Below are 21390 nucleotides of genomic sequence, written 5' to 3'. Positions count from 1 at the left end.
GGTTCAACCCGGACACGGCCGCGCAACACAACTGAACAACACGCACCGGCGCGTCAGCCCTTGGTCGCCTCCAGGGCATCGAGCGCACGCTTGCGCGCCATGTCGTGATCGACGATCGGCTCGGGATAGGTGTGGCCGAGCCGCACGCCGGCGGCAGCCAGCACCATCGGCTTGGCCCGCCACGGCTCGTGAATCGCATCGGCCGGCAGGCCCGCCAGCTCGGGCACCCAGCGCCGCACGTAATCGCCTTCCGGATCGAATTTCTTGCCCTGCGTGACGGGATTGAAGATGCGGAAATACGGCGCGGCATCGGCCCCGCAACCGGCCACCCACTGCCAGTTCGCGGAGTTGTTGGCGATGTCGGCATCGACCAGCGTGTCCCAGAACCAGCGCTCGCCGGCGCGCCAGTCGATCAGCAGATGCTTGATCAGGAACGACGCCGTCACCATCCGCACGCGGTTGTGCATGAAGCCGGTGGTCCACAGCTCGCGCATGCCGGCGTCCACCAGCGGATAGCCGGTGCGGCCGCGGCACCAGGCCTCGAAGCCGGCGTCGTCGGTGCGCCACGGCATTGCGTCGAAGCGGTCGCGGTAGTTGCGGGTCGGCAGTTCGGGGAAGTGGAACAGCAGGCTGGTGTTGAATTCGCGCCAGCCCAGCTCGCTGACGAATTTCTCGATATCGGCGCCCACCGCCGCCCCGCCCTCGCGCGACGTCGTCATCGCCGCATGCCAGACCTGCCGCGCCGACAACTGGCCGAAGCGCAGGTACGGCGCGAGCCGGCTCGTGGCCGGCAGATCGGGGCGGTCGCGCTGGTCGCCGTAGCCGCGAATCCGCTTGTCGAGAAAACGTTCGAGCAGCTCGAACGCGGCGTCCTCGGAAGGCGTCCACGCCTCGCGCATGCCGCCGGCCCAATCGGGCCGGGTCGGCAACAGGCCGAGCGCGTCGATGCGCGTGGCGCGGCGTGCGACGGCCGCCGGCAGCGCATGGAACGTCCACTCGGCCGGCTCCGGCAGCGGCGCGCGCACATCGCCGCTGCGCAACGCCGCGCGCCAGTACGCCGTGAACACCTGGAACGCGCTGCCGCTGCCGGTCTGCAATTCCCACGGCTCGCGCAGCAGCGCGCCGTTGAAGCTCTCGACCTCGACGCCGGCTTCTTTCAGATCATGCTTGAGCGCGGCGTCGGTTTCGCGTGCCAGGCCGTCGTAGCGGCGGTTCCAGTAGATCGCGCCGGCATCGAGCGCGCTCACCAGTTCGGCGATCGTCTCGCGCTCGTTGCCTTCGAGCACCAGCAGGCTGCCGCCGTGCGCGGCCAGCGATGCGTCGAGCGCGCGCAGTGCGCCGTCGAGCCACCAGAGCGCCGCGCCGCCGAGCGGACGGGTGCCGTCGCGCTCGAACACGTAGACGCAGACAAACGGCCGGCCCGATTCCGCCGCCCGCGCGAGCGCCGGGTTGTCGGTGATGCGCAGGTCGTCGCGAAACCAGACGATCGCGGGTTGAACGGGGGATTCGGCAGACACGGGCAAGCTCCGGGCATGAAAAGGATGAGCGGGAATCGCGGCGGCCGGTGGGGGTTACCGCCTGGCGCGCGAACAGATCGGCGCCATTAAACCACGCAGGGGCCGGCACAAGCGGGCATCGAAGATCGGCCCCCGCACGCGGCGGCGCATCGTTGCGGGTGCAGCAATTTTCGGACCGCACGCCGCGTCGGTACACGGGCTGCGCATCTTTCACCCGAGCCAGGCATCACATGGTCGCAGGCATAAAAAACGCGCCCCGCAGGGCGCGTTGTCGGTGCAGCGTGTCAAGCCCGCACTCAGGCCGCCGTGACCTGCACGGCCTTCGTCGCGAGGTACGGCTCGAGCGCTTCCGGGCCGCCTTCCGAACCGTAGCCCGAATCCTTGACGCCGCCGAACGGCATTTCCGGCCACGGCGTGGCCGGCTGGTTGATCCAGAGCATGCCGACTTCGAGACGCTGCGTCAGCAGATGCACGTTCTTGAACGCGCTCGTGAACGCGTAACCGGCCAGGCCGTACGGCAGGCGGTTTGCTTCGGTAATCGCTTCGTCGAGCGAATCGAAACCGCGAATCGCCGCGATCGGGCCGAACGGTTCGTTGTTGAACACGTCCGATTCGAGCGGCACGTCGGTCAGCACGGTCGGCGCGAAGAAGTTGCCTTCGCTGCCGATGCGCTCGCCGCCCGTGGCGATCTTCGCGCCCGTCTTGCGCGCGTCGTCCACCACCTTCGCCATCGCCGTCAGACGGCGCGAGTTGGCGAGCGGCCCGAGTTGCGTGCCGGCGGCCAGGCCGTCGCCGACCTTCAGGCCTTCGGCGTGCTTGACCAGCGCCTGTGCAAACGCGTCGCGCAGGCTGTTGTGGACCAGGAAACGCGTCGGCGAGATGCAGACCTGGCCGGCGTTGCGGAACTTGGCGCCGCCCGCGGCCCGGACCGCGAGTTCGACGTCGGCGTCTTCCGCGACGATCACCGGTGCGTGGCCGCCCAGCTCCATCGTGGCGCGCTTCATGTGCAGGCCTGCCAGCGAGGCCAGTTGCTTGCCGACCGGCGTCGAGCCCGTGAACGTGACCTTGCGGATCACCGGATGCGGGATCAGGTAGTTCGAGATCTCGGCCGGATCGCCATAAACGAGGCCCACCACCCCGGCCGGCACGCCCGCATCCACGAACGCGCGCAGCAGTTGCGCGGGCGAGGCCGGGGTTTCTTCCGGCGCCTTGACGAGGAACGAGCAGCCCGTGGCCAGCGCCGCGCTCAACTTGCGCACCACCTGGTTGACCGGGAAGTTCCACGGCGTGAACGCGGCGACCGGGCCGATCGGCTCCTTGACCACCGTCTGCTGAACCGACAGGTTGCGCGGCGGCACGATGCGGCCGTACACGCGGCGGCCTTCGTCGGCGAACCATTCGATGATGTCGGCGGCCGACATCACTTCGATCTTCGCTTCGGCGAGCGGCTTGCCCTGCTCCTGCGTCATCAGTTGCGCGATCGCGTCGGCACGTTCGCGCACCAACGCGGCGGCCTTGCGCATCACGCCGGCGCGTTCGTGCGCCGGCACCTTGCGCCATGCCTCGAAGCCGCGTTGGGCCGCGTCGAGCGCACGGTCGAGATCGGCGATGCCGGCGTGGGCCACCTTGCCGATCACCTTGCCCGTCGCCGGGTTGACCACGTCGATGGTCTTGCCGCTCACGGCGTCGCACCACTCGCCGTTGATGAGAAGTTGGGTGTCCGAGTAATTCGTAGTCGTCATCTGGGTATCCACCTGATCGAGAAAAGGAGCGGCCAATTCGTCATGCGTGCGCCGGCGCGTCGGCCGGCGCGACGTGCGCCCGTTGCGGCTTGCCAACCGGAGCGCACTGTGACGGCATGACGGGCCGGACCTGTGTCATGCCGTTGCGGGATGAAGCGGCGGGATATCGATGCGTGACCGGGCGGCTTGCACCGGCACAGTGCAGCGCCAATCCGCGCGAAGCCGTAAGCGTACAACGTTCGGAGAAAGTCTGCGTGACATGGGACCGCACGTATCGCGACGATTTCCTGCACAGGAGCGCGCGACGACGAGACGTTCGGGCATGTCGGCGAGACGAACGGCGCTGGGCGCTGCGGCCGTTTGCGCGCAAGCTCGCGGAAAACCGCAGGACCCATCGGGAGATGCGCATGGATTCGCTGGATCGACTGAATGAATCACGCCGCGACGCGGTGACAACCTGGCCGAGCGGAGTCGGCTTCGACGCCACGCTCGCGCGCCTGCGCGACGCGCTCGCCGAACGCGGGCTGCGGATCTTCGCCGAGATCGATCAGGCGGCGGCCGCCGCCGATGCCGGCATGACGATGCCGCCCACCGTGCTGATCCTGTTCGGCAATCCGACGGCCGGCACGCCGGTCATGCTGCGGGAGCCGCGCGCGGCCGTGGAATTGCCGTTGAAGCTGGTGGTGCGGCAGACGGCGGACGGGCGCGTCGAGGTCGATTATCTCGATGCCGCGCGCGTGCTCGAACACGGTTACGGCATCGACGACACGGCCTTGCTCGCGCCGCTCGCGCGCGTGCCGGCGCTGCTGCAGGCGGCGATCACGGCTTGATGTGATCGGCGGCCGGCGCCGTGCCGTGTGCCGTGTGCCGTGTGCCGTGTGCCGTGTGCCGTGTGCCGTGTGCCGTGTGCCGTGTGCCGTGTGCCGTGTGCCGTGTGCCGTGTGCCGTGTGCCGTGTGCCGTGTGCCGTGTGCCGTAACGGACGGCGGCCGGCCAGCCGGCCGGTAACGCACCGCGAATCAGACCACCTCGCCTTCCGGCTGTGCGCCGCGCTCGCGTTCGCGGCTTTGCGTACGCCATTGCGCCGGAGTCAGCCCGGTTTGCCGCTTGAAGACGCGCTGGAACGCCGCGTCCGACTGATAGCCGACGCGCTCGCCGATCTCCGCCACGGCCATGGTGCCCTCGGCCAGCATGCGTCCCGCCATCGTCATGCGGATCTCGGTCAGCAGGTCGCTGGCCGAACGGCCGATCGCCTCGTCGAAATGACGCGCGAAGGTGGCACGCGACATATGACAAAGCGCCGCCAGCTCAGGCAGCGACCACGGATGCTCGGGTGCGTCGAACATCGCCGACAGCGCCGGCTGCAGGCGCGGGCGCGCCGCCAGCGCCAGCAACCCGCGCGGCGGCTCGCCCGATTCGCTTGCAAAACGCATCGCCAGCGCGAACAGCGCGCCCGACAGATGATTGACGAGCGCCATGCTGCCGGGGCCGAGTTCGTTCGCCTCTTCGCGCATCAGCTCGACGAGCCGCGTCAGCCGGTTGCCCGCCGGCGCGTCGCCCGCCTCGTTCGACCCGTTCGCCGTGCGGATCAGCAAGCGGCCCGGCAGATGATCGCGGATCAACTGGCGCGGCATAGCGGGCAGCAGGAAGCGGCCGCAAAGCACGTCGGCCGGCGCGCCGCCGCCTTGGTTCGACACCAGTTCGAAACCGGCGACGAACTGTTTCGTCGATGGGATCGACTGCGCGCCGCTGCCGTCGTGCAGCACGTGCTCCGCCCCCGACGGCAGCATCAGGATATCGCCGGGCCGCATCGTCAGCGGCGGGCCGGCGCCATCCTCGAACAGCGCTTCGCCGCTCAGCAGTACGTGATAGTGGATTTCGCGCGCGGTGCCCTGCGCGCCTTCGATGCGCCACGGCGCACCGAGATGACAGCGCGCGTCGAGTTGCCCGCTGACGGGCATCAGGTCCAGCAGGCGACTCAGCAGATCCATCGGGGAGGTCCGGTTGAGGTGGATGAGGTTGCTTTGTTCGTCGCATTGAATGAGACGAATAGGCATATATTATCGAAATAATATCACCAAATACCTCATTTTGTGTGAGGTGTCGGTTACGCTGATCAGAAAATCGGCGGTCCCCAATGGCAACACCCGCGCGGTCGCTCAAAGCGAACGCGCGGGTGACGGGGTACAACGCTTCGGGGCGGATCAGGCCGTGGCGAGGCCCGATTGCTGGGCGGCCTGCATGACCTTCTGCACGTAGGTCGGGTCGCCGGTGCCGGCCGGCGTCGAATTGAGGTTGGCGAGATCGACCCCGTTCGGGCCGGAGTTGTAGGCGCGCAGGGCCGCGCCCATGTTGCCGCCGAACTGCGTCGAGAGATCCTTCATGTAGGCCGCGCCGGCGCGGATATTGTCGGCCGGGTTGGAGATGTCGCCGCCGCCGTACTTCTGGAATTCGTTCGGGCCGAGCTGCATCAGGCCGCCGCCCGGCGTATTGGCGATGCCTTTCGATTCCTGCCAGATCTGGCCGGCGATGATGCCGGGCGGCACGCCCGTTGCCTGCGAGGCCGAGGCGATCTCGTTCTTGTACTGGCTCGCGACCTGCTGCGGCGTCATATCGCCGCCCGATGCCGCGGGCGTCGATTGCACGGCTGTGCTGGCGGCCGGGTCGGTCGAGGCAGCCGGGGGCGCCGACGTTGCCGCGGCGCTCGGCGTGGACGAATCGGCTGCCGCCGGCGTGGACGGGGCAGCCGTGGCGCTGCCGTCGCCGGTGCCTGCAGCGGGTGAGCCTGCACCGGGCGTTGCCGCCAGCGACTGCGGCGCGGCGCCACCGCTGTCCGGGAACGACGGCATGCCGCCTGTCCCGCCGCCGCTTCCGCCGCCACCGCCGGCCGATGGCGAATTGTTGTCCCCGAGCTTAGAGAACATCTGCAAGGCGGCGATCAGCTCCTGGATGATCTGCTCGATCTTGGCCAAGGCCTGAAGCGCCTGCGGATTTCCGGCGCCGGAACCCTGCAGCGAATCGAGACTGTTCGACCCGACGGAATCGACGGACAACGACATGGGCATCCTCCTTGATGGATGGCGCTGCAATGAAGCGTGCGATGCCGTCACTGTAGGGGCCGAGCCGACGTGGCAACCGCTCGGTGCGAAGCGTTCGCCGGAAATGCGAAACGCGTCGGGATGCGGGATGGGAGCGAGACGAAGCGGTATCGGATCGTGTGGGAGAACGCCGCGAGGGAGTGGCAAGACGCTTGAGGAGTCTGCTATACTCTCGCTCTTGTTGGAGAGATGGATGAGCGGTTTAAGTCGCACGCCTGGAAAGCGTGTATAGGTTAATACCTATCCGGGGTTCGAATCCCCGTCTCTCCGCCAGAATTTGTTGATATAAAAAACCCCGCAAAATCGATGATTTGCGGGGTTTTTTATTTTATCGATCGCCGATCGGCTATCGCCAGATAATCGGATATTCGAGTGCACCAATCCAGCGAATGGATCGACACATCGAATATCTCGCGGTATCTCACAGCAATTGACGAGACGCCGGCCGTCCCACCCCGATACCCACCTCCGTCCTCGTGTATCGTCGTAGCTCGTCAACCGATTCGGCACTGACGATGCCCCTCACGAGCCCCGCCGCCCGATCATGCCCCGTCGTCGATCCGCCAGCACCTGGCTCAAGCTGCTCAGTGCGTTCTCCAAGCTGGCGACGCACAAGCCGAAGCGCCGCGCGGCCGCCAAGCCGTCGAAATCGGCGGCGAAGCGCGCACCCGCGCCGCTCAAGCGAGCAGGCAGCACGCCGAACGCGAAACCAGCCGCGCCGAAATCCGCCAAGCCGGCGGGCACGCAACGTGCCGCACGCGCCCACCCCACGCTGTCAGCGCGCGGCATCTGGACCCGCTCGTTCCACTCGGCCCGGCCCGCGCCCGGCCAGCTCGTCAATCACCTGACCTACCTGCTCTACCAGCCACCCGGCGCGGCGCACGACGGGCCGCTCGTGGTGATGCTGCACGGCTGCAAGCAGACCGCCGAAGCGTTTGCGCTCGGCACCCGGATCGACCGCCTCGCCGACCGGCACGGCTTCTCCGTCCTGCTGCCGGAGCAGTCGACCGGCCGGCATGCGCATCGCTGCTGGAACTGGTTCGATCCGCCCGTGCCGGCGGCCGGCTCGGATGCGGATGCGGTCGGCTCGCTGGTGCGCGCGACGATCGAACGGCACGGCTTCGATCCGGCGCGTATCTATCTGGCCGGCATGTCGGCCGGCGCGGGGTTGGCCGCGCAACTTGCGCTGCACGAACCGTCGCTGTTCGCGGCGCTCGGCCTGCATTCCGGCGCGGTGGCCGGAGCCGCGCATTCGACGATCAACGCGCTGCACGTCATGCAACGCGGCAGCCGCGACGATCCGGTCGCGCTGATCGACGCCATGGTGGCGGTCGAGCGTCATCCGGGCATGCCGGTGCTGATCGTGCACGGCGAACTCGACGGCGTGGTCGCGAAGGTCAACGCCGATCAGGCGGCACGTCAGTGGCTGCGGGTCAACGGGATGCTCGACGCGAACGGCGACGAAACGAACGGCACGCGCGTGCTGGCCGAGCACGGCGACCGGCTGGTGGTGGATTACCGCCGCAGCCGCCGCACCATCGTGCGGGTATGCATGGTGCGCGGCCTCGGCCACGCCTGGAGCGGCGGCGACGAGCGCTTGCCGTTCAACTCCGCGCGCGGGCCGGATGCGAGCGCCTTGATGTGGTCGTTCTTCCGGACACGCCGACGCGACCGCTGAACCCGGGCGGTCGAATCATCATCGATATCGAATGGCGCTGCCGCGATGCCCGCACTCGGCGGCATGCGAGAAGTGGAAAGCCAGCGCGCCATGTACGACCCCAGCGGCGGCGCAATACGTGGCAAATACGTGGCAAGCCGGTCGCTCGATCCGACAGGCCAGCCGAACCAACCCTAAGCGTTGCCGAACGTCGTCAGCGTCGATTGCAGCGTGGCGCCGCAGCTCGTCTTGTGTCCGTCGAACGCCACGGCGCGGCCACCGACCGTGAAATTCTCGTTGCCCTCGACGATCACGCAGCCCTGATGGCCGGCGATCGGACAGATGCACACGTCGCCCACCCGCGCGACCGGTTTGCCTTCGACCAAAAGGCTCGAATCGCCGGTTTCGACCACCCCGCCGTGGCTCGTCGGATCGCCGACGCGAATCACGTTTTTCACGCGTTTTCTCCCATGATTTTCAGTTTCCACCGCACGCCGGCCGCTCTCTCGGCCAACGCGGGCACTCACACGTCACACGGAATCGATGACGACATCCGGCGGCCGGCCACAATACCACGCTGGCCGCAGCGCATGAATCGTGGGGGCATCACGGCATGATCGGCAACGACGGCGCATCGAATACGCGCTCCCCCATGTCAACGCGTGCGGCTGCTCGCTCAAGCGCAGCAATGACGGAAAGACATAACGCGCACGACGCCATCAACGGAATGGCCCACTCACGCGTCGAGATCGGCTTGCGTCATCCATGCCGGCTCGCCGCGTTTCAGACGGCCGAGCGAAATCCGCACCACTTGCCCGCCTTCAGCGCAGCCGCGCACCGCCTCAAGGATGCCGAATGTAATCCACCAACGCCTCGGTATAAGCATCCGGCCGTTTGTCGAGCAAGCTCACGCCAATCGCGGCGGCAAACCCGGCCGGCACGCCGAACACACCGGAACTGATCGGTTCGATGCCGAACCAGGTCGGCCCGGCAAACCCGGTCAATTGCGTGAAGAACGGATAGGTCGACAGGATGTACCAGATGCATACGCCCAATCCGGTCACCATGCCGGCCACCGCGCCGCGCGTGGTGGTGCGTTTCCAGAACACGGCGAGCACCAGGACCGGAAAGAAGCTCGATGCGGCCAGCGAAAACGCCGCGCCCACCAGAAACAGGATCTTGCCGGTATTGAGCGAAGCCACGTAGGACGCGAACAATGCGACGCCGAGCAGCAGCACCTTCGAGATCGTCACGCGCCGCTGCGCCGACGCATCGGGCATGACCATGTGGTAGTAGACGTCGTGCGACAGCGTATTGGCGATCGTCAGCAGCAGCCCGTCGGCGGTCGACAGCGCCGCGGCCAGCGCGCCCGCCGCCATCAGCCCCGACATCACGTACGGCAACCCCGAAATCTCGGGCGCGGCCAGCACCACGATGTCGGGCTGCATCTGAATGTCGGACCAGTGCACGATGCCGTCGCGAATCACATCCACCACGCCGATCAGGTCCGGCTCGAAATGCTGCCATTGCGTGACCCAGGACGGCATCTCGGCGAACGGCTGCCCGACCAAGTGCGCGAGGATCTCGAACTTGATCAGCACCGCGAGCACCGGCACGGTCAGGTAGAACAGCGCGATGAAGAACAGTGTCCAGCCGACCGAGCGGCGCGCCGAGGCCACCGAGGTGGTGGTGTTGTAGCGCGTCAGGATGTGCGGCAGGCTCGCCGTGCCGAGCGACAGGCACAGCAGCAGCGCAAGGAAGTTGCGCTTGCGCGGGCGCTGCTCGTCGTCGGTGGCCGACGGGAATGGCACGTGCATCGGCAGCGGCACGGCCGCGCGCGCCAGCAGCTCGTCGCGGGCCTGCTCCCACACCACGCGCGCCGCGGCCGGATCGCGCGGGAATTCGGCCAGCTCGCGCTCGCGCTGGTTGATCTCCCTGAGCGGCCCGTTGCGCCGGCGCAGCGCCGCCAGTTCGTCGACCAACTGCGTGCGCGCCTCGCCGTAAGAGCCCGGCAGCCGGTCGAGGCGGCCCTGCAAGGCGCCCGCGCGCTGCCGGAACGCCTCGCGCACGGCGCGCTCGTCGGCCGAATCGCGCACCTCGGCCTCCAGCACCTCCACCTTCGTCATGAGCTTGCCGTAGTTCGCCTGCGGCAGCGGCCCGAGGCCGTTTTTCATCGCGATCAACGACACCGGAATCAGAAACGCGGCGATCAGAATCACGTACTGCGCCACCTGGGTCCAGGTCACGGCGCGCATGCCGCCCAGAAACGAGCACACCAGAATGCCGGCCAGCCCGCAGAAGATCCCGATCGCGAAATCGACGCCGATGAAACGCGTGGCGATCAGCCCGATCCCCTGGATCTGCGCGACCAGATAGACGAACGAGCAGAGGATCGCCGCGCCGGCCGCCAACGCACGCACCAGCGTGCTCGAATAGCGGGTGCCGAGGAAATCGGGGATGGTGTAGCGCGCCAGCTTGCGCACGTACGGCGCGAGCAGGAACGCCACCAGACAGAACCCGCCGGTCCAGCCCATCAGGTAGGCGAGCGCATCGTAGCCGGTGGCGTAGAGCGAGCCGGCCAGCCCGATGAACGACGCGGCGGACAACCAGTCGGCCGCGGTCGCCATGCCGTTGAACGCCGATGGCACGCGCCGCCCGGCCACGTAGTACTCGACCAGATCCGAGGTGCGTGAGAGCAGGCCGATCACGGCATACACGGCGATCGGCACGAACAGGAACACGTAGCCGATCCAGACGCCCGGCCCGGTCGAGCGCTCGATGCGCCAGAGCAGCAGCACGAACGCGAGAAAGCCGACGGTATAGAGCGCGTAGGCGCGAATCAGGCGGTGGGTCAGCATGGGCGGCCCGTCGTGTCGGTGTGCTTGTCGTGCATGTGGCGTGTGACGCCCGGCTCCGCCGATTCGGGCTCGCCACCCTGCCCTGTGTCGAACGCCGCGTAGTCACGCCGCAGCGTGCGGTCGGCGCGCTGCATCAGCAGCACGTAGACGGCGATCAGCAGCAGATAGATCAGGATCGCGCCCTGCGCGCCGAGATAGAACGGCAGGCTGAAACCCGCGAAGCGCAGCCCGGCCAGCGCCGGCGCGAAAAACGGCACGACGAACGACACGCCGAAGCCGATCGTCATCAGCACCGCGATCAGGATCAGATTGAAGCGCCAGTAGCGCGCATGGGCGCGCGCGAGCCCCGCCGGCACCGGTGGCGGCTCGATGCGATGCGGGAACGCAGACGAAGGCGTCGAGGGCGAGGGTGGCGTCGGGGCCACGGGCGGGCGCGAGGAAGCGGACATCCGCTTATCTAACAAAAAAGCCCCGGTGCGGGCAATCGGGATTGAATCGGGATTGCCGCGCCGGGGCGCATGCCGGGTGGAACCCGGCGGTACAAATGGCCGACCGAATGATGGCCGACCGAATGAACGGTCGGCCGGCCGTTCAGCGCACCTCGCCCAGTTGGTCGAGGATCGAGGGATTTTCGAGCGTCGAGGTGTCCTGCGTGATCGGCTCGCCTTTCGCGAGCGAACGCAGCAGGCGGCGCATGATCTTGCCCGAACGGGTTTTCGGCAGGTTGTCGCCAAAGCGGATGTCCTTCGGCTTGGCGATCGGGCCGATTTCCTTGCCGACCCAGTCGCGCAGCGCCTTGGCGATCTGCTGCGCTTCCTCGCCTTCCGGACGCGTGCGCTTGAGCACCACGAACGCGACCACGGCCTCGCCGGTCGTGTCGTCCGGGCGGCCCACCACGGCCGCCTCGGCCACCAGTTCGTGCGACACCAGCGCCGATTCGATCTCCATCGTGCCGAGCCGGTGGCCCGACACGTTCAGCACGTCGTCGATGCGGCCCATGATCGTGAAATAGGCGCTGTCCTTGTCGCGCACGGTGCCGTCGCCGGCCAGGTACAGCGTGCCGCCCAGTTCATCGGGGAAGTAGCTCTTCTTGAAGCGCTCCGGATCGCCCCAGATGGTGCGCGCCATCGCAGGCCACGGCCGCTTGACGACCAGGATGCCGCCCTGCCCGTTCGGCACGTCCTGGCCGGTTTCGTCGACCACCGCCGCGGCGATGCCCGGCAGCGGCAGCGTGCACGAACCCGGCACGGTGGGCGTGGCGCCCGGCAGCGGCGTGATCATGTGGCCGCCCGTTTCGGTCTGCCACCAGGTGTCGACGATCGGGCAGCGTTCGCCGCCGACGTTCTTGTGATACCAGATCCACGCTTCCGGGTTGATCGGCTCGCCCACCGTGCCGATGATGCGCAGGCTCGACAGGTCGTAAGCCTTCGGATGCACGGCCTCGTCGGCCTCGGCCGCCTTGATCAGCGAGCGGATGGCGGTGGGGGCCGTGTAGAAGATCGTGACCTTGTGGTCGGCGATCATCTTCCAGAAACGGCCCGCGTTCGGGTAGGTCGGCACGCCCTCGAACACCACCTGGGTCGCGCCGGTCGCCAGCGGCCCGTACGTGATGTAGGTGTGGCCGGTGATCCAGCCGATGTCGGCCGTGCACCAGAACACGTCGTCGGGCTTCCAGTCGAACGTCCACTTCATGGTTTGCGCAGCCCACAGCAGGTAGCCGCCCGTGCTGTGCTGCACGCCCTTCGGCTTGCCGGTGGAACCCGACGTATACAGGATGAACAGCGGATGCTCGGCGCTGACCCATTCGGGTTCGCACACGTCCGACTGGTTCGCGACCAGCTCGTGCATCCACAGGTCGCGGCTGTCGTCCCAGGCGACCTTGCCACCCGTGCGGCGATAGACGATCACGCTCTTGACCGCCTCGCAGCCGCCCATCGCGAGCGCTTCGTCGGCAATGCTCTTGAGCGGCAGCGTCTTGCCGCCGCGCAGTTGTTCGTCGGCCGTGATCAGCGCGCTGGCGCCCACGTCAACCAGGCGCTCGTTCAGCGATTTCGACGAGAAGCCGCCGAACACCACCGAGTGCGTCGCGCCGATCCGCGCGCAGGCCTGCATCGCGACGATGCCTTCGATCGACATTGGGATATAGATGACGACGCGGTCTCCCTTGCCGATGCCGCGCTGCCTGAGCGCGTTGGCGAAACGCGAGACGCGGCCGAGCAGGTCGGCGTAGGTGACGCGCGTGACGGTGCCGTCGTCGGCCTCGAACACGATCGCGACGCGCTCGCCGAGGCCGGCCGCGACGTGGCGGTCCAGGCAGTTGTAGGACGCGTTCAGTTCGCCGTCCTCGAACCACTTGTAGAACGGCGCGTTCGATTCGTCGAGCACGGTCGCGAACGGCTTGTGCCAGTCGAGCGTCTCGCGGGCGAGACGCGCCCAGAAGCCTTCGTAATCGCGACCGGCTTCGTCGACCAGGGCCTGATACGCGGCCATGCCGGAAATGGTGGCCGCCTGTTCGACAGCGGCGGGTGGAGCAAACTGACGGCGTTCGTGCAGAACCGATTCAATCGCAGACATCGACAACCCCTTGATGAAGGTGAAACTCACTGCATGACGGCGCGTGTGGATGCGCCGCTTCCACGGCGCGCGGGGCGCCGTGCCTCCTGAACTGCAGGCGCCGCCGGTCGGGGCCGGGCGGCGCACGGTACTGCTGGTGTCTGATTGGTGCTTGTTGGTACTTGTGTTTCCGGCTTCGCGCGCCCTGCGGGATGTTGCAGCGCCGCATCGCGCGACGCCGCCGCGCTCGAGCGAGCGTCTCGACACGATAAGCTCTCGAACTTACCTGTCTCTTACGCCCGCCGGCCTGAGCGACCCGCGCGGGCCGCTACAATCCTAACTGAACTCAACGCCCGGACTCCAGTTTGAATCGCTACGCCTTCATCCTCATCCTGTCGATGCTGCTGGTCGGCAGCAATGTCGGCATCGGCAAGACCATCGTGGTCGCCGTGCCCGTCGTGATCCTCGCCACGCTGCGCTTCGTGATCGCCAACGCGGTGCTCTGGCCGCTGTGGAAACCGTCGAAGATGCGCGCCGTGCGCCGCGACGAATGGCTGAACCTGTTCCTGCAGGCGTTCTTCGGCACCTTCATGTTCACGCTGCTGATGCTGATGGGCGTGCAGCGCACCAGCGCCGTGGCGGCCGGCGTGATCACCAGCACGATCCCCGCCGTGGTGGCGCTGTTCGCCTGGCTGTTCCTGCGCGAGCGGCCGAACCGTCGCGCGCTGCTGTCGATCGCGCTGGCGATCGTCGGCGTGGTGGCGATCAACCTCGCCCAGAGCGGCCACGCCGCGGCCAGCGCCCCGGGCCACGAAAGCTCGCTCGTCGGCAACCTGCTGATCCTCGGCGCCGTCTGCTGCGAATCGTTCTACGTGATCCTGTCGCGCCGCCTGACCGAAACGCTGCGCCCGCTCGACATCTGTGCCTACACGCACCTGCTCGGCATGCTGATGATGCTGCCGCTCGGCCTGGCCGCGCTGCCGCATTTCGATTACGCGGCCGTGACGCCCGGCACCTGGGCGCTGATCACCTGGTATGCGCTGTCGGCCAGCATCTTCTCGTTCTGCCTGTGGATGATCGGCATCCGCCACGTGCCGGGCAGCCTGGCCGGGGTGTTCAGCGCCGTGCTGCCGATCTCGGCCGCCATCTACGGCATCGCATTCCTCGGCGAGCGCCCGACGCTCGCGCACGGCTTCGCGCTGGCCTGCGTCGTCACCGGCATCCTGCTGGCGAGCATGAAGCCGCGCAGTACGCCGAACGCGGCGTCGTAAGCGGCGAGCGAGGCGGCCCGCTTGCCTCACGCTTGCCGCACGCCTCGCCCCCCTTCGGTGCCGCCGCGTCCCGAGCCGGCCGCCGCTTGCGGCTCGACGCCGCCCCGCGACGTGCGCGTTACAATAGCGCGCCGTTTTTCAGAATCCACCCGCGATACCCGCGACTCCAGGCCGCCAGACCATGTCCGCACGCCAGCCCGATCCGCACACCCGACGCCGCATGAAGCCGCTCCCGGCCCTGATTTTCATGAGCCGCTGGCTGCAGGTGCCGCTCTATCTGGGCCTGATCGTGGCGCAAGGCATCTACGTCTACCTGTTCCTCAAGGAAGTCTGGCACCTGCTCTCGCACGCCGCCTCGCTCGACGAAACCAACGTGATGCTGGCCGTGCTCGGCCTGATCGACGTGGTCATGATCTCGAATCTGCTGATCATGGTGATCGTCGGCGGCTACGAAACCTTCGTCTCGAAGCTCGGCGTGGAAGGCCACCCGGACGAGCCCGAATGGCTCGACCACGTGAACGCGGGCGTGCTGAAGGTCAAGCTGTCGATGGCGCTGATCAGCATCTCCTCGATTCATCTGCTGAAAACCTTCATCGATCCGGACACCCACTCCGAGCGCGCCGTGATGTGGCAGGTGCTGATCCACCTGTCGTTCCTCGTGTCGGCGCTCGTGATGGCCTGGATCGACCGACTGACCACGCAAACGCATCCCAAGCATTTCGACGAGGCGCCGCACGCGCCTCGCGAGCCGGCGTAACAGCCAGCCGTGAGCCGGCACCAGACCGGCCGCACCCGTTTCATTCCAATCGTCCCCACTGAGTCACAGCCATGACCGTCATCAAGCAGGAAGATCTGATCCAGAGCGTCGCGGATTCGCTCCAATACATCAGCTACTACCATCCGCTCGACTACATCGAGGCCCTCGGCCGCGCCTACGAGGCCGAGCAAAGCCCGGCCGCCAAGGACGCGATCGCGCAGATCCTCACCAACAGCCGCATGTGCGCCGAAGGCCGCCGTCCGATCTGCCAGGACACCGGCATCGTGACGATCTTCGTCAAGGTCGGCATGGACGTGCGCTGGGAAGGCGCCACCATGGGCGTCACCGACATGATCAACGAAGGCGTGCGCCGCGGTTACACGCATCCGGACAACGTGCTGCGCGCGTCGATCGTCAGCCCGCCGGAAGGCGCCCGCAAGAACACCAAGGACAACACGCCGGCCGTGATCCACTACGAGATCGTGCCGGGCGACAAGGTCGACGTGCAGGTCGCGGCCAAGGGCGGCGGCTCGGAGAACAAGTCGAAGTTCGTGATGCTGAACCCGTCCGATTCGATCGTCGACTGGGTGCTCAAGACCGTGCCGACGATGGGCGCCGGCTGGTGCCCGCCGGGCATGCTCGGGATCGGCATCGGCGGCACCGCCGAGAAGGCGATGCTGATGGCCAAGGAATCGCTGATGGAGTCGATCGACATCCACGATCTGATCAAGCGCGGCCCGAAGGATTGGGCGGAAGAACTGCGCGTCGAGCTGTACGAGAAGGTCAATGCGCTCGGCATCGGCGCGCAGGGCCTGGGCGGCCTGGCCACCGTGCTCGACGTCAAGATCCTGTCGGCACCCACCCACGCGGCCTCGAAGCCGGTCGCGATGATCCCGAACTGCGCGGCCACCCGCCACGCGCACTTCACGCTCGACGGCTCGGGCGTCGCCCGCCTCGATCCGCCGTCGCTCGACGCCTGGCCGAAGGTCAACTGGGAACCGAACACGGAAACCAGCCAGCGCGTCGACCTGAACACGCTGACGCCGGAACAAGTGGCCGGCTGGACGCCGGGCCAGACGCTGCTGCTGTCGGGCAAGATGCTGACGGGCCGCGACGCGGCGCACAAGCGCATCGCCGACATGATCGCCAAGGGCGAGCCGCTGCCGGTCGATTTCACGAACCGCGTGATCTATTACGTCGGCCCGGTCGATCCGGTGCGCGACGAGGCGGTCGGGCCGGCCGGCCCGACCACGGCCACCCGCATGGACAAATTCACCGAGATGATGCTCGCGCAAACCGGCCTGATCTCGATGGTCGGCAAGGCCGAGCGCGGCCCGGTGGCGATCGAGGCGATCAAGAAGCACAAGGCCGCCTACCTGATGGCCGTCGGCGGCGCCGCCTACCTGGTGTCGAAGGCGATCCGCCACGCCGAGGTGGTCGCGTTCGAGGACCTCGGCATGGAAGCGATCTACGAGTTCGACGTGGTCGACATGCCGGTGACGGTGGCGGTCGATTCGAGCGGCACGTCGGTGCACCAGACCGGCCCGAAGGAATGGCAGGCAAAGATCGGAAAAATCCCGGTTGCGACGGCATAATGCATCGCTGATTGAGAATGATTTTCAGGCCGGGTTTCAACCCGGCCTTTTTGATTCTTAATCATTCTCATTAAGCAGAAATATTCGAATTTTCAGTGCTTTAGCCCTTGGCAAGCGTAGTTCGAACGTTTATCTTTCGTGTCCGGAACCCACGTTACAGGAAGGAATAGCCATGCAAGGCGATAAGAAAGTTATCGAATTTCTCAACGCACAGTTGAAGAATGAATTGACCGCGATTAACCAGTATTTCCTGCATGCGCGGATGTATCGTCACTGGGGTCTCGAAAAGCTCGGCAAGCACGAATACGATGAATCGATCGGCGAAATGAAGCACGCCGACTGGCTGATCGAACGCATTTTCATGCTCGATGGTCTGCCGAACCTGCAAGACCTGCACAAGCTGCTGATCGGCGAGGAAACGGAAGAGATCCTCAAGTGCGACCTGAAGCTCGAGTACATCTCGCAAGGCACCTGCAAGGATGCGATCGCCTACTGCGAATCGGTGCGCGATTATGTCTCGCGCGAGCTGTTCCAGAAGATCCTCGACGACACCGAAGAGCACATCGACTGGCTGGAAACGCAGATCGACCTGGTCGGCAAGGTCGGCATCCAGAACTACCAGCAAACCATGATGGGCTCGCCGACGTAAGCACGTCGTCGTAATATGGCGGATCGCCATCCGCCGCTTCACCCTGCCATGCCCAGCCCCGACTTCGCGTCAGCATCTTCCACCGCCGCTCCGGTCGGCGTGTTCGATTCCGGGCTGGGTGGTCTCTCGGTACTGCGCGCCGTGCGCGCGCTGCTGCCGGACGAATCGTTCATCTATGTCGCCGATTCACGCCACGCACCTTATGGCGAGCGCGACGACGCCTTCATCATCGAACGCACGCTCGCCATCGGCGAGTGGCTGGCCGCGCGCGGCACCAAGGCGCTGGTGGTGGCCTGCAACACCGCCACGGCGCAATCGATCGCGGTGGTGCGCGAAAAACTGTCGATTCCGCTGGTGGGCGTCGAGCCGGGCATCAAGCCGGCCACGCTGGCCTCGGCCAGCCGCGTGGCCGGCGTGCTCGCCACGGCGGCCACGCTGCGCAGCGCCCGCTTTGAATCGCTGATCGAGCGCTACGCCGCCGATTGCCGCTTTCTGCGCCAGCCGGGCCATGGGCTCGTCGAGGCGATCGAGCGCGGCGACACCGGCTCGCCCGAACTGCGCGCGCGGCTCGCCGGCTATCTCGAACCGATGCTGGCCGCCGGAGCCGATACGCTGGTGCTCGGCTGCACTCACTACCCGTTTCTGGACAAGACGATCCGCGAACTGACGCAGGATCGTCTGACCCTCATCGACACGAGCGCGGCCATCGCCCGCCAGCTCGCACGCATCCTTGACGAGCGCGGCCTGCGCGCGCCGGCCGGCACCGTGGCTCAGGCGCCACGCCTGTATTCCACCGACGACGGCCACCGCCTGCAGGCGCTCGCCGCCGCCCTGCTCGACCTCGACGCGGCCGCGGAAACGGTCGTGATCCCGTCGCCGCGCTGCGCCGACCTCGCCGATCCGGCCCTCTCGGCCTGAGTCGATCGCGCGCCAACGGCAGCCGCACCCCACCGGCCCGGCGAGCGGTCATTTTTTCCCTTATCCCTGCTAAGCATATGGATTAGTTACAAAAAAGCCCGACCCGGGCTTGCCAATGCGGTCAAATATAATGATAATAATTCGCATTAACGTTAGCTACCGCGTTCATCATGATCGTCTGCGTGTGCAAGTCCGTGTCCGACCGAAAGATCCGTGCCTCCCTCGCGGAAGGCGTCGATTCGTTCGATGAGTTGCAGTTCGAGCTCGGCGTCGCCTCCTGCTGCGGCAAATGCGAGGAGTCGGTGCGTGAACTGATGGCCGAACACGGCATCTGCGAAAGCCACTGCGGCGTCACCGCGCACGCGCAACCGGCGCCCATCACGTTCTACGAACGCAAGGCAGCCTGAGCGGCGGCAACGTTATCTCGCGCGGCTCACGGCCGCGCTTTCGTTTGATCATCCGTCAGCGAGCCTGGAAATCGCTAGCCAGCGGCCATTCGCCAAGGAGCTGTGATGGAATTGCTGATCGGATTCGTAACCACCCTGTGCATTTCGTTGCTGATCTTCCGCAAGTGATGCGTTACTCCGCGGCAGGCGCCCAGCGCGTCGCCGCCTAGACTGGCAGACATGCAGGCCTCGACTTCCATCCCGACCGGCGCCGTTTCGGTCGCGCCTCGTTTCAATCGCCGTATCGTCAGCGCGGCCGTCATCGTGGTGCTCGCGCATGCGGCGCTGATCGCCGGCGCGCTGTTGATGCCCGACCAGGATCTGCCCAAGCCCAAGATCGAATCCGCCATGACGGTGCAACTGATTTCGGAGCCCGCTCCGAAGCCCGTCGCGGTCGAATCCAAGCCTACGCCGACACCGCCGAAACCCGTACCGAAGCCCACGCCGAAGCCACGCCCGGTCGTCAAACCCACACCGCTGCCCATTGCGCAGGCACCGTCCACGCACGCCATCGAAGCGCCCACGCCGACACCCGCGCCGCCGGCGCCGGTCGCCGCGCCTACGCCGCCGGCCCCGCCCGCGCCGCGCCCGACGCTCGAAATCGCGGCGCCGAAGGGCGGCGCTTCGGTGTCGTGCCAGATCCTCAAGCCCGATTACCCGACGCTGTCGAAGCGTCGAGGCGAAACCGGCACGGCGATGGTCCGCTTCGTGACCGACATCGGCGGCCAGATCGGCGGCGTGTCGCTCGCCAAGAGCAGCGGCTTCCAGCGCCTCGACGACGCCGCGCTCGACGCCGCCCGCGCCTCGACCTGCAAGCCGTACAAGCAGGATGGCCAGGCGATGCGGGCCAGCTATACGGTCCCGTTCAATTTCACGCTCGACGATTGATCGATCGTTCGATCGACACCCGATTCAGTTACACCGGATTCAAACAAAGGAAAGGAAATGCAAAGCTACGGTATCGCGCACGTCTGGGCGCAAGGTGATTTCGTGACACGCGCCATCGCGATCACGCTGCTGGTCATGTCGGTGCTCTCCTGGCTCGTGATCATCGTCAAGGGCTGGAACGTGATGCGGCTCGGCCGCCTGACCAAAAATGCCGAGCAATCGTTCTGGCACTCGGACGAATTCGACAAGGGCGTGCAGAAGCTGCGCGACGCATCGGGCTCCGCGCAGGACAACCCGTTCCTCGCGCTGGCGCTCGCCGGCAAGGAAGCGGCCGAGCACCATCAGCAAACGCAGCCGCACCTGCACGACCGCATGGACGTGTCGGAGTGGGTCACGCGCTGCCTGAAGGACACCATGGACGACGGCGTCGCGCGCCTGCAAAGCGGCCTCGCGATCCTCGCCTCGATCGGCAGCACGGCGCCGTTCGTCGGCCTGTTCGGCACGGTGTGGGGCATCTATCACGCGCTGCTCGTGATCGGCGCCACCGGCCAGACCTCGATCGATCAGGTGGCCGGCCCCGTCGGCGAATCGCTGATCATGACGGCGTTCGGCCTGTTCGTCGCGATTCCCGCCGTGCTCGGCTACAACGCGCTGACGCGTGCGAACAAGGGCGTGGTCACCAAGCTGCGCCGCTTCGCGCACGGCCTGCACGCCTACTTCGTGACGGGTTCGAGCCTCGCCTCGGCCAAGAAGCGCGACGCGATCCGTCTCGCCACCACCCGCGCGAACTGAGCGGAGGCCCACCATGGCAATGAATACCTCGTTCGGCGACGATGACGACGACGGCCTGATGAACGAGATCAACATGACGCCGCTCGTCGACGTCATGCTCGTGCTGCTGATCATCTTCCTCGTCACGCTTCCGGCGATCCATCACGCGGTCAAGATCGACCTGCCGCATGCGAGCAGCCAGAAGGTCGAAGAAAAGCCGAAGACCATCGATCTCGCGATCCAGGCCGACGGCACGGTCACGTGGAACGACCAGCCGGTCAGCACCACCGAACTCGACGCGAAGATCGCCGAGGCCGCGAAGGTCGATCCGCAGCCGGAACTGCATATCCGCGCCGATCACAAGATCGCCTACGAGAACGTGGCGCAGGTGATGTCGGCGGCGCAGGCCGGCGGCCTGACCAAGCTCGGCTTCGTGACCGAAGCGAAGAAATAAGCACGCGGCGGCCCGCCCGCCCATCGCAAGCAGTCCGAAATGATTTCGTTTCGGCGGCACCAATGGAAAAGGCCTTCATCGAACGATGAAGGCCTTTTTTAATGCGCACGCGGGCGCCTTCGGGCGGCGGGCTCTTCGGCGGCGTCAGGCGCCTGGAGCAACGCAATGCGACACGCCGTGGTCTGCACGGACTTGCGCGTTCTGCCCTATCTGGCTG

At 66.7% G+C, this 21390-nt stretch carries 19 protein-coding genes and 1 tRNA gene; 12 read left to right on the top strand and 8 right to left on the bottom strand.

From position 1 onward, the window contains the following. Window positions 1-53: 53 nt before the first annotated feature. Together AB4851_RS21780 and AB4851_RS21775 are read right to left on the bottom strand one after the other, a co-directional pair. A complete protein-coding gene (locus AB4851_RS21780; RefSeq protein ID WP_414451407.1) occupies window positions 54-1517 on the bottom strand; it encodes a cryptochrome/photolyase family protein in 1464 nt (487 codons plus the stop codon). 296 nt (window positions 1518-1813) lie between these two features. Continuing rightward, a complete protein-coding gene (locus AB4851_RS21775) occupies window positions 1814-3259 on the bottom strand; it encodes an NAD-dependent succinate-semialdehyde dehydrogenase (RefSeq protein ID WP_414442585.1) in 1446 nt (481 codons plus the stop codon). 116 nt (window positions 3260-3375) lie between these two features. On the opposite strand from AB4851_RS21775, the gene AB4851_RS21770 reads away from it, so the two are divergent. After that, window positions 3376-4089 carry a DUF302 domain-containing protein gene (locus tag AB4851_RS21770; protein WP_414451406.1) on the top strand — a complete coding sequence of 238 codons (714 nt, stop codon included), beginning with the start codon at window positions 3376-3378 and terminating at the stop codon, window positions 4087-4089. Window positions 4090-4277: 188 nt separating this feature from the next. Here the strand turns inward: AB4851_RS21770 and AB4851_RS21765 are convergent, their stop codons facing one another. Together AB4851_RS21765 and AB4851_RS21760 are read right to left on the bottom strand one after the other, a co-directional pair. After that, window positions 4278-5249 carry a cupin domain-containing protein gene (locus AB4851_RS21765; RefSeq protein ID WP_414451405.1) on the bottom strand — a complete coding sequence of 324 codons (972 nt, stop codon included), beginning with the start codon at window positions 5247-5249 and terminating at the stop codon, window positions 4278-4280. Window positions 5250-5462: 213 nt separating this feature from the next. Then, window positions 5463-6317 carry a lytic transglycosylase domain-containing protein gene (locus AB4851_RS21760; protein ID WP_414451404.1) on the bottom strand — a complete coding sequence of 285 codons (855 nt, stop codon included), beginning with the start codon at window positions 6315-6317 and terminating at the stop codon, window positions 5463-5465. A 222-nt stretch (window positions 6318-6539) separates the two neighbouring features. Between AB4851_RS21760 and AB4851_RS21755 the strand changes: the two genes are divergently transcribed. Next, window positions 6540-6629: transfer RNA gene (locus tag AB4851_RS21755), tRNA-Ser, on the top strand. A gap of 271 nt (window positions 6630-6900) precedes the next feature. After that, window positions 6901-8034, top strand: a complete 1134-nt coding sequence (locus AB4851_RS21750) for a PHB depolymerase family esterase (RefSeq protein ID WP_414451403.1) — start codon at window positions 6901-6903, stop codon at window positions 8032-8034. A gap of 173 nt (window positions 8035-8207) precedes the next feature. On the opposite strand, the gene AB4851_RS21745 is transcribed toward AB4851_RS21750, so the two are convergent. From AB4851_RS21745 to acs, 4 genes are all read right to left on the bottom strand, one after another. After that, window positions 8208-8471: a PAAR domain-containing protein gene (locus AB4851_RS21745; protein ID WP_414442590.1), complete on the bottom strand. Its 264-nt coding sequence runs from the start codon at window positions 8469-8471 to the stop codon at window positions 8208-8210. 384 nt (window positions 8472-8855) lie between these two features. Next, window positions 8856-10871, bottom strand: a complete 2016-nt coding sequence (locus AB4851_RS21740) for a VC_2705 family sodium/solute symporter (protein WP_414451402.1) — start codon at window positions 10869-10871, stop codon at window positions 8856-8858. Then, window positions 10865-11320 (bottom strand): DUF4212 domain-containing protein, encoded by a 456-nt coding sequence (locus AB4851_RS21735; protein ID WP_414451401.1) that lies wholly within the window; start codon window positions 11318-11320, stop codon window positions 10865-10867. The genes AB4851_RS21740 and AB4851_RS21735 overlap by 7 nt, the downstream gene beginning before the upstream one ends. Before the next feature lie 142 nt (window positions 11321-11462). Beyond that, window positions 11463-13445: an acetate--CoA ligase gene (gene acs / locus AB4851_RS21730; protein WP_414451400.1), complete on the bottom strand. Its 1983-nt coding sequence runs from the start codon at window positions 13443-13445 to the stop codon at window positions 11463-11465. Between the two features lie 344 nt (window positions 13446-13789). On the opposite strand from acs, the gene AB4851_RS21725 reads away from it, so the two are divergent. The 9 genes from AB4851_RS21725 (at window position 13790) to AB4851_RS21685 (ending at window position 21173) form a co-directional block, all read left to right on the top strand. Then, the gene (locus tag AB4851_RS21725; protein WP_414451399.1) at window positions 13790-14695 is read left to right on the top strand and encodes a DMT family transporter; all 906 of its coding nucleotides are present in this window, start codon (window positions 13790-13792) and stop codon (window positions 14693-14695) included. Window positions 14696-14876: 181 nt separating this feature from the next. Further along, window positions 14877-15452: a TIGR00645 family protein gene (locus AB4851_RS21720; protein WP_414451398.1), complete on the top strand. Its 576-nt coding sequence runs from the start codon at window positions 14877-14879 to the stop codon at window positions 15450-15452. A gap of 71 nt (window positions 15453-15523) precedes the next feature. Next, window positions 15524-17047 carry a fumarate hydratase gene (locus AB4851_RS21715; protein WP_414442596.1) on the top strand — a complete coding sequence of 508 codons (1524 nt, stop codon included), beginning with the start codon at window positions 15524-15526 and terminating at the stop codon, window positions 17045-17047. A 172-nt stretch (window positions 17048-17219) separates the two neighbouring features. Then, window positions 17220-17696, top strand: a complete 477-nt coding sequence (bfr, locus tag AB4851_RS21710; protein WP_414442597.1) for a bacterioferritin — start codon at window positions 17220-17222, stop codon at window positions 17694-17696. A 48-nt stretch (window positions 17697-17744) separates the two neighbouring features. Further along, window positions 17745-18614 (top strand): glutamate racemase, encoded by an 870-nt coding sequence (gene murI / locus AB4851_RS21705; protein ID WP_414442598.1) that lies wholly within the window; start codon window positions 17745-17747, stop codon window positions 18612-18614. 170 nt (window positions 18615-18784) lie between these two features. Next, window positions 18785-19021, top strand: a complete 237-nt coding sequence (locus tag AB4851_RS21700; protein ID WP_414442599.1) for a bacterioferritin-associated ferredoxin — start codon at window positions 18785-18787, stop codon at window positions 19019-19021. A gap of 219 nt (window positions 19022-19240) precedes the next feature. After that, window positions 19241-19948 carry an energy transducer TonB gene (locus AB4851_RS21695; RefSeq protein WP_414451397.1) on the top strand — a complete coding sequence of 236 codons (708 nt, stop codon included), beginning with the start codon at window positions 19241-19243 and terminating at the stop codon, window positions 19946-19948. Between the two features lie 57 nt (window positions 19949-20005). Next, window positions 20006-20740 carry a MotA/TolQ/ExbB proton channel family protein gene (locus tag AB4851_RS21690; protein ID WP_414442601.1) on the top strand — a complete coding sequence of 245 codons (735 nt, stop codon included), beginning with the start codon at window positions 20006-20008 and terminating at the stop codon, window positions 20738-20740. Window positions 20741-20753: 13 nt separating this feature from the next. Continuing rightward, window positions 20754-21173, top strand: coding sequence for an ExbD/TolR family protein (locus tag AB4851_RS21685; protein WP_414451396.1), 420 nt, complete (start codon window positions 20754-20756; stop codon window positions 21171-21173). Window positions 21174-21390: the final 217 nt, after the last annotated feature.

This window comes from Burkholderia sp. 22PA0099 (assembly GCF_047497165.1).
In the GTDB taxonomy this organism is placed as follows: domain Bacteria; phylum Pseudomonadota; class Gammaproteobacteria; order Burkholderiales; family Burkholderiaceae; genus Burkholderia.
Note: the sequence above shows the minus strand (reverse complement) of the source record. Positions and strands in the feature narration are given on the sequence as shown.

Coding starts and splice junctions, on each gene's coding strand:
- AB4851_RS21775 (WP_414442585.1), bottom strand. CDS start 3,259: ATGACGACTACGAATTACTCGGACACCCAACTTCTCATCAACGGCGAG.
- AB4851_RS21770 (WP_414451406.1), top strand. CDS start 3,376: ATGACGGGCCGGACCTGTGTCATGCCGTTGCGGGATGAAGCGGCGGGA.
- AB4851_RS21765 (WP_414451405.1), bottom strand. CDS start 5,249: ATGGATCTGCTGAGTCGCCTGCTGGACCTGATGCCCGTCAGCGGGCAA.
- AB4851_RS21760 (WP_414451404.1), bottom strand. CDS start 6,317: ATGTCGTTGTCCGTCGATTCCGTCGGGTCGAACAGTCTCGATTCGCTG.
- AB4851_RS21750 (WP_414451403.1), top strand. CDS start 6,901: ATGCCCCGTCGTCGATCCGCCAGCACCTGGCTCAAGCTGCTCAGTGCG.
- AB4851_RS21740 (WP_414451402.1), bottom strand. CDS start 10,871: ATGCTGACCCACCGCCTGATTCGCGCCTACGCGCTCTATACCGTCGGC.
- AB4851_RS21735 (WP_414451401.1), bottom strand. CDS start 11,320: ATGTCCGCTTCCTCGCGCCCGCCCGTGGCCCCGACGCCACCCTCGCCC.
- acs (WP_414451400.1), bottom strand. CDS start 13,445: ATGTCTGCGATTGAATCGGTTCTGCACGAACGCCGTCAGTTTGCTCCA.
- AB4851_RS21720 (WP_414451398.1), top strand. CDS start 14,877: ATGTCCGCACGCCAGCCCGATCCGCACACCCGACGCCGCATGAAGCCG.
- AB4851_RS21715 (WP_414442596.1), top strand. CDS start 15,524: ATGACCGTCATCAAGCAGGAAGATCTGATCCAGAGCGTCGCGGATTCG.
- bfr (WP_414442597.1), top strand. CDS start 17,220: ATGCAAGGCGATAAGAAAGTTATCGAATTTCTCAACGCACAGTTGAAG.
- murI (WP_414442598.1), top strand. CDS start 17,745: ATGCCCAGCCCCGACTTCGCGTCAGCATCTTCCACCGCCGCTCCGGTC.
- AB4851_RS21700 (WP_414442599.1), top strand. CDS start 18,785: ATGATCGTCTGCGTGTGCAAGTCCGTGTCCGACCGAAAGATCCGTGCC.
- AB4851_RS21695 (WP_414451397.1), top strand. CDS start 19,241: ATGCAGGCCTCGACTTCCATCCCGACCGGCGCCGTTTCGGTCGCGCCT.
- AB4851_RS21690 (WP_414442601.1), top strand. CDS start 20,006: ATGCAAAGCTACGGTATCGCGCACGTCTGGGCGCAAGGTGATTTCGTG.
- AB4851_RS21685 (WP_414451396.1), top strand. CDS start 20,754: ATGGCAATGAATACCTCGTTCGGCGACGATGACGACGACGGCCTGATG.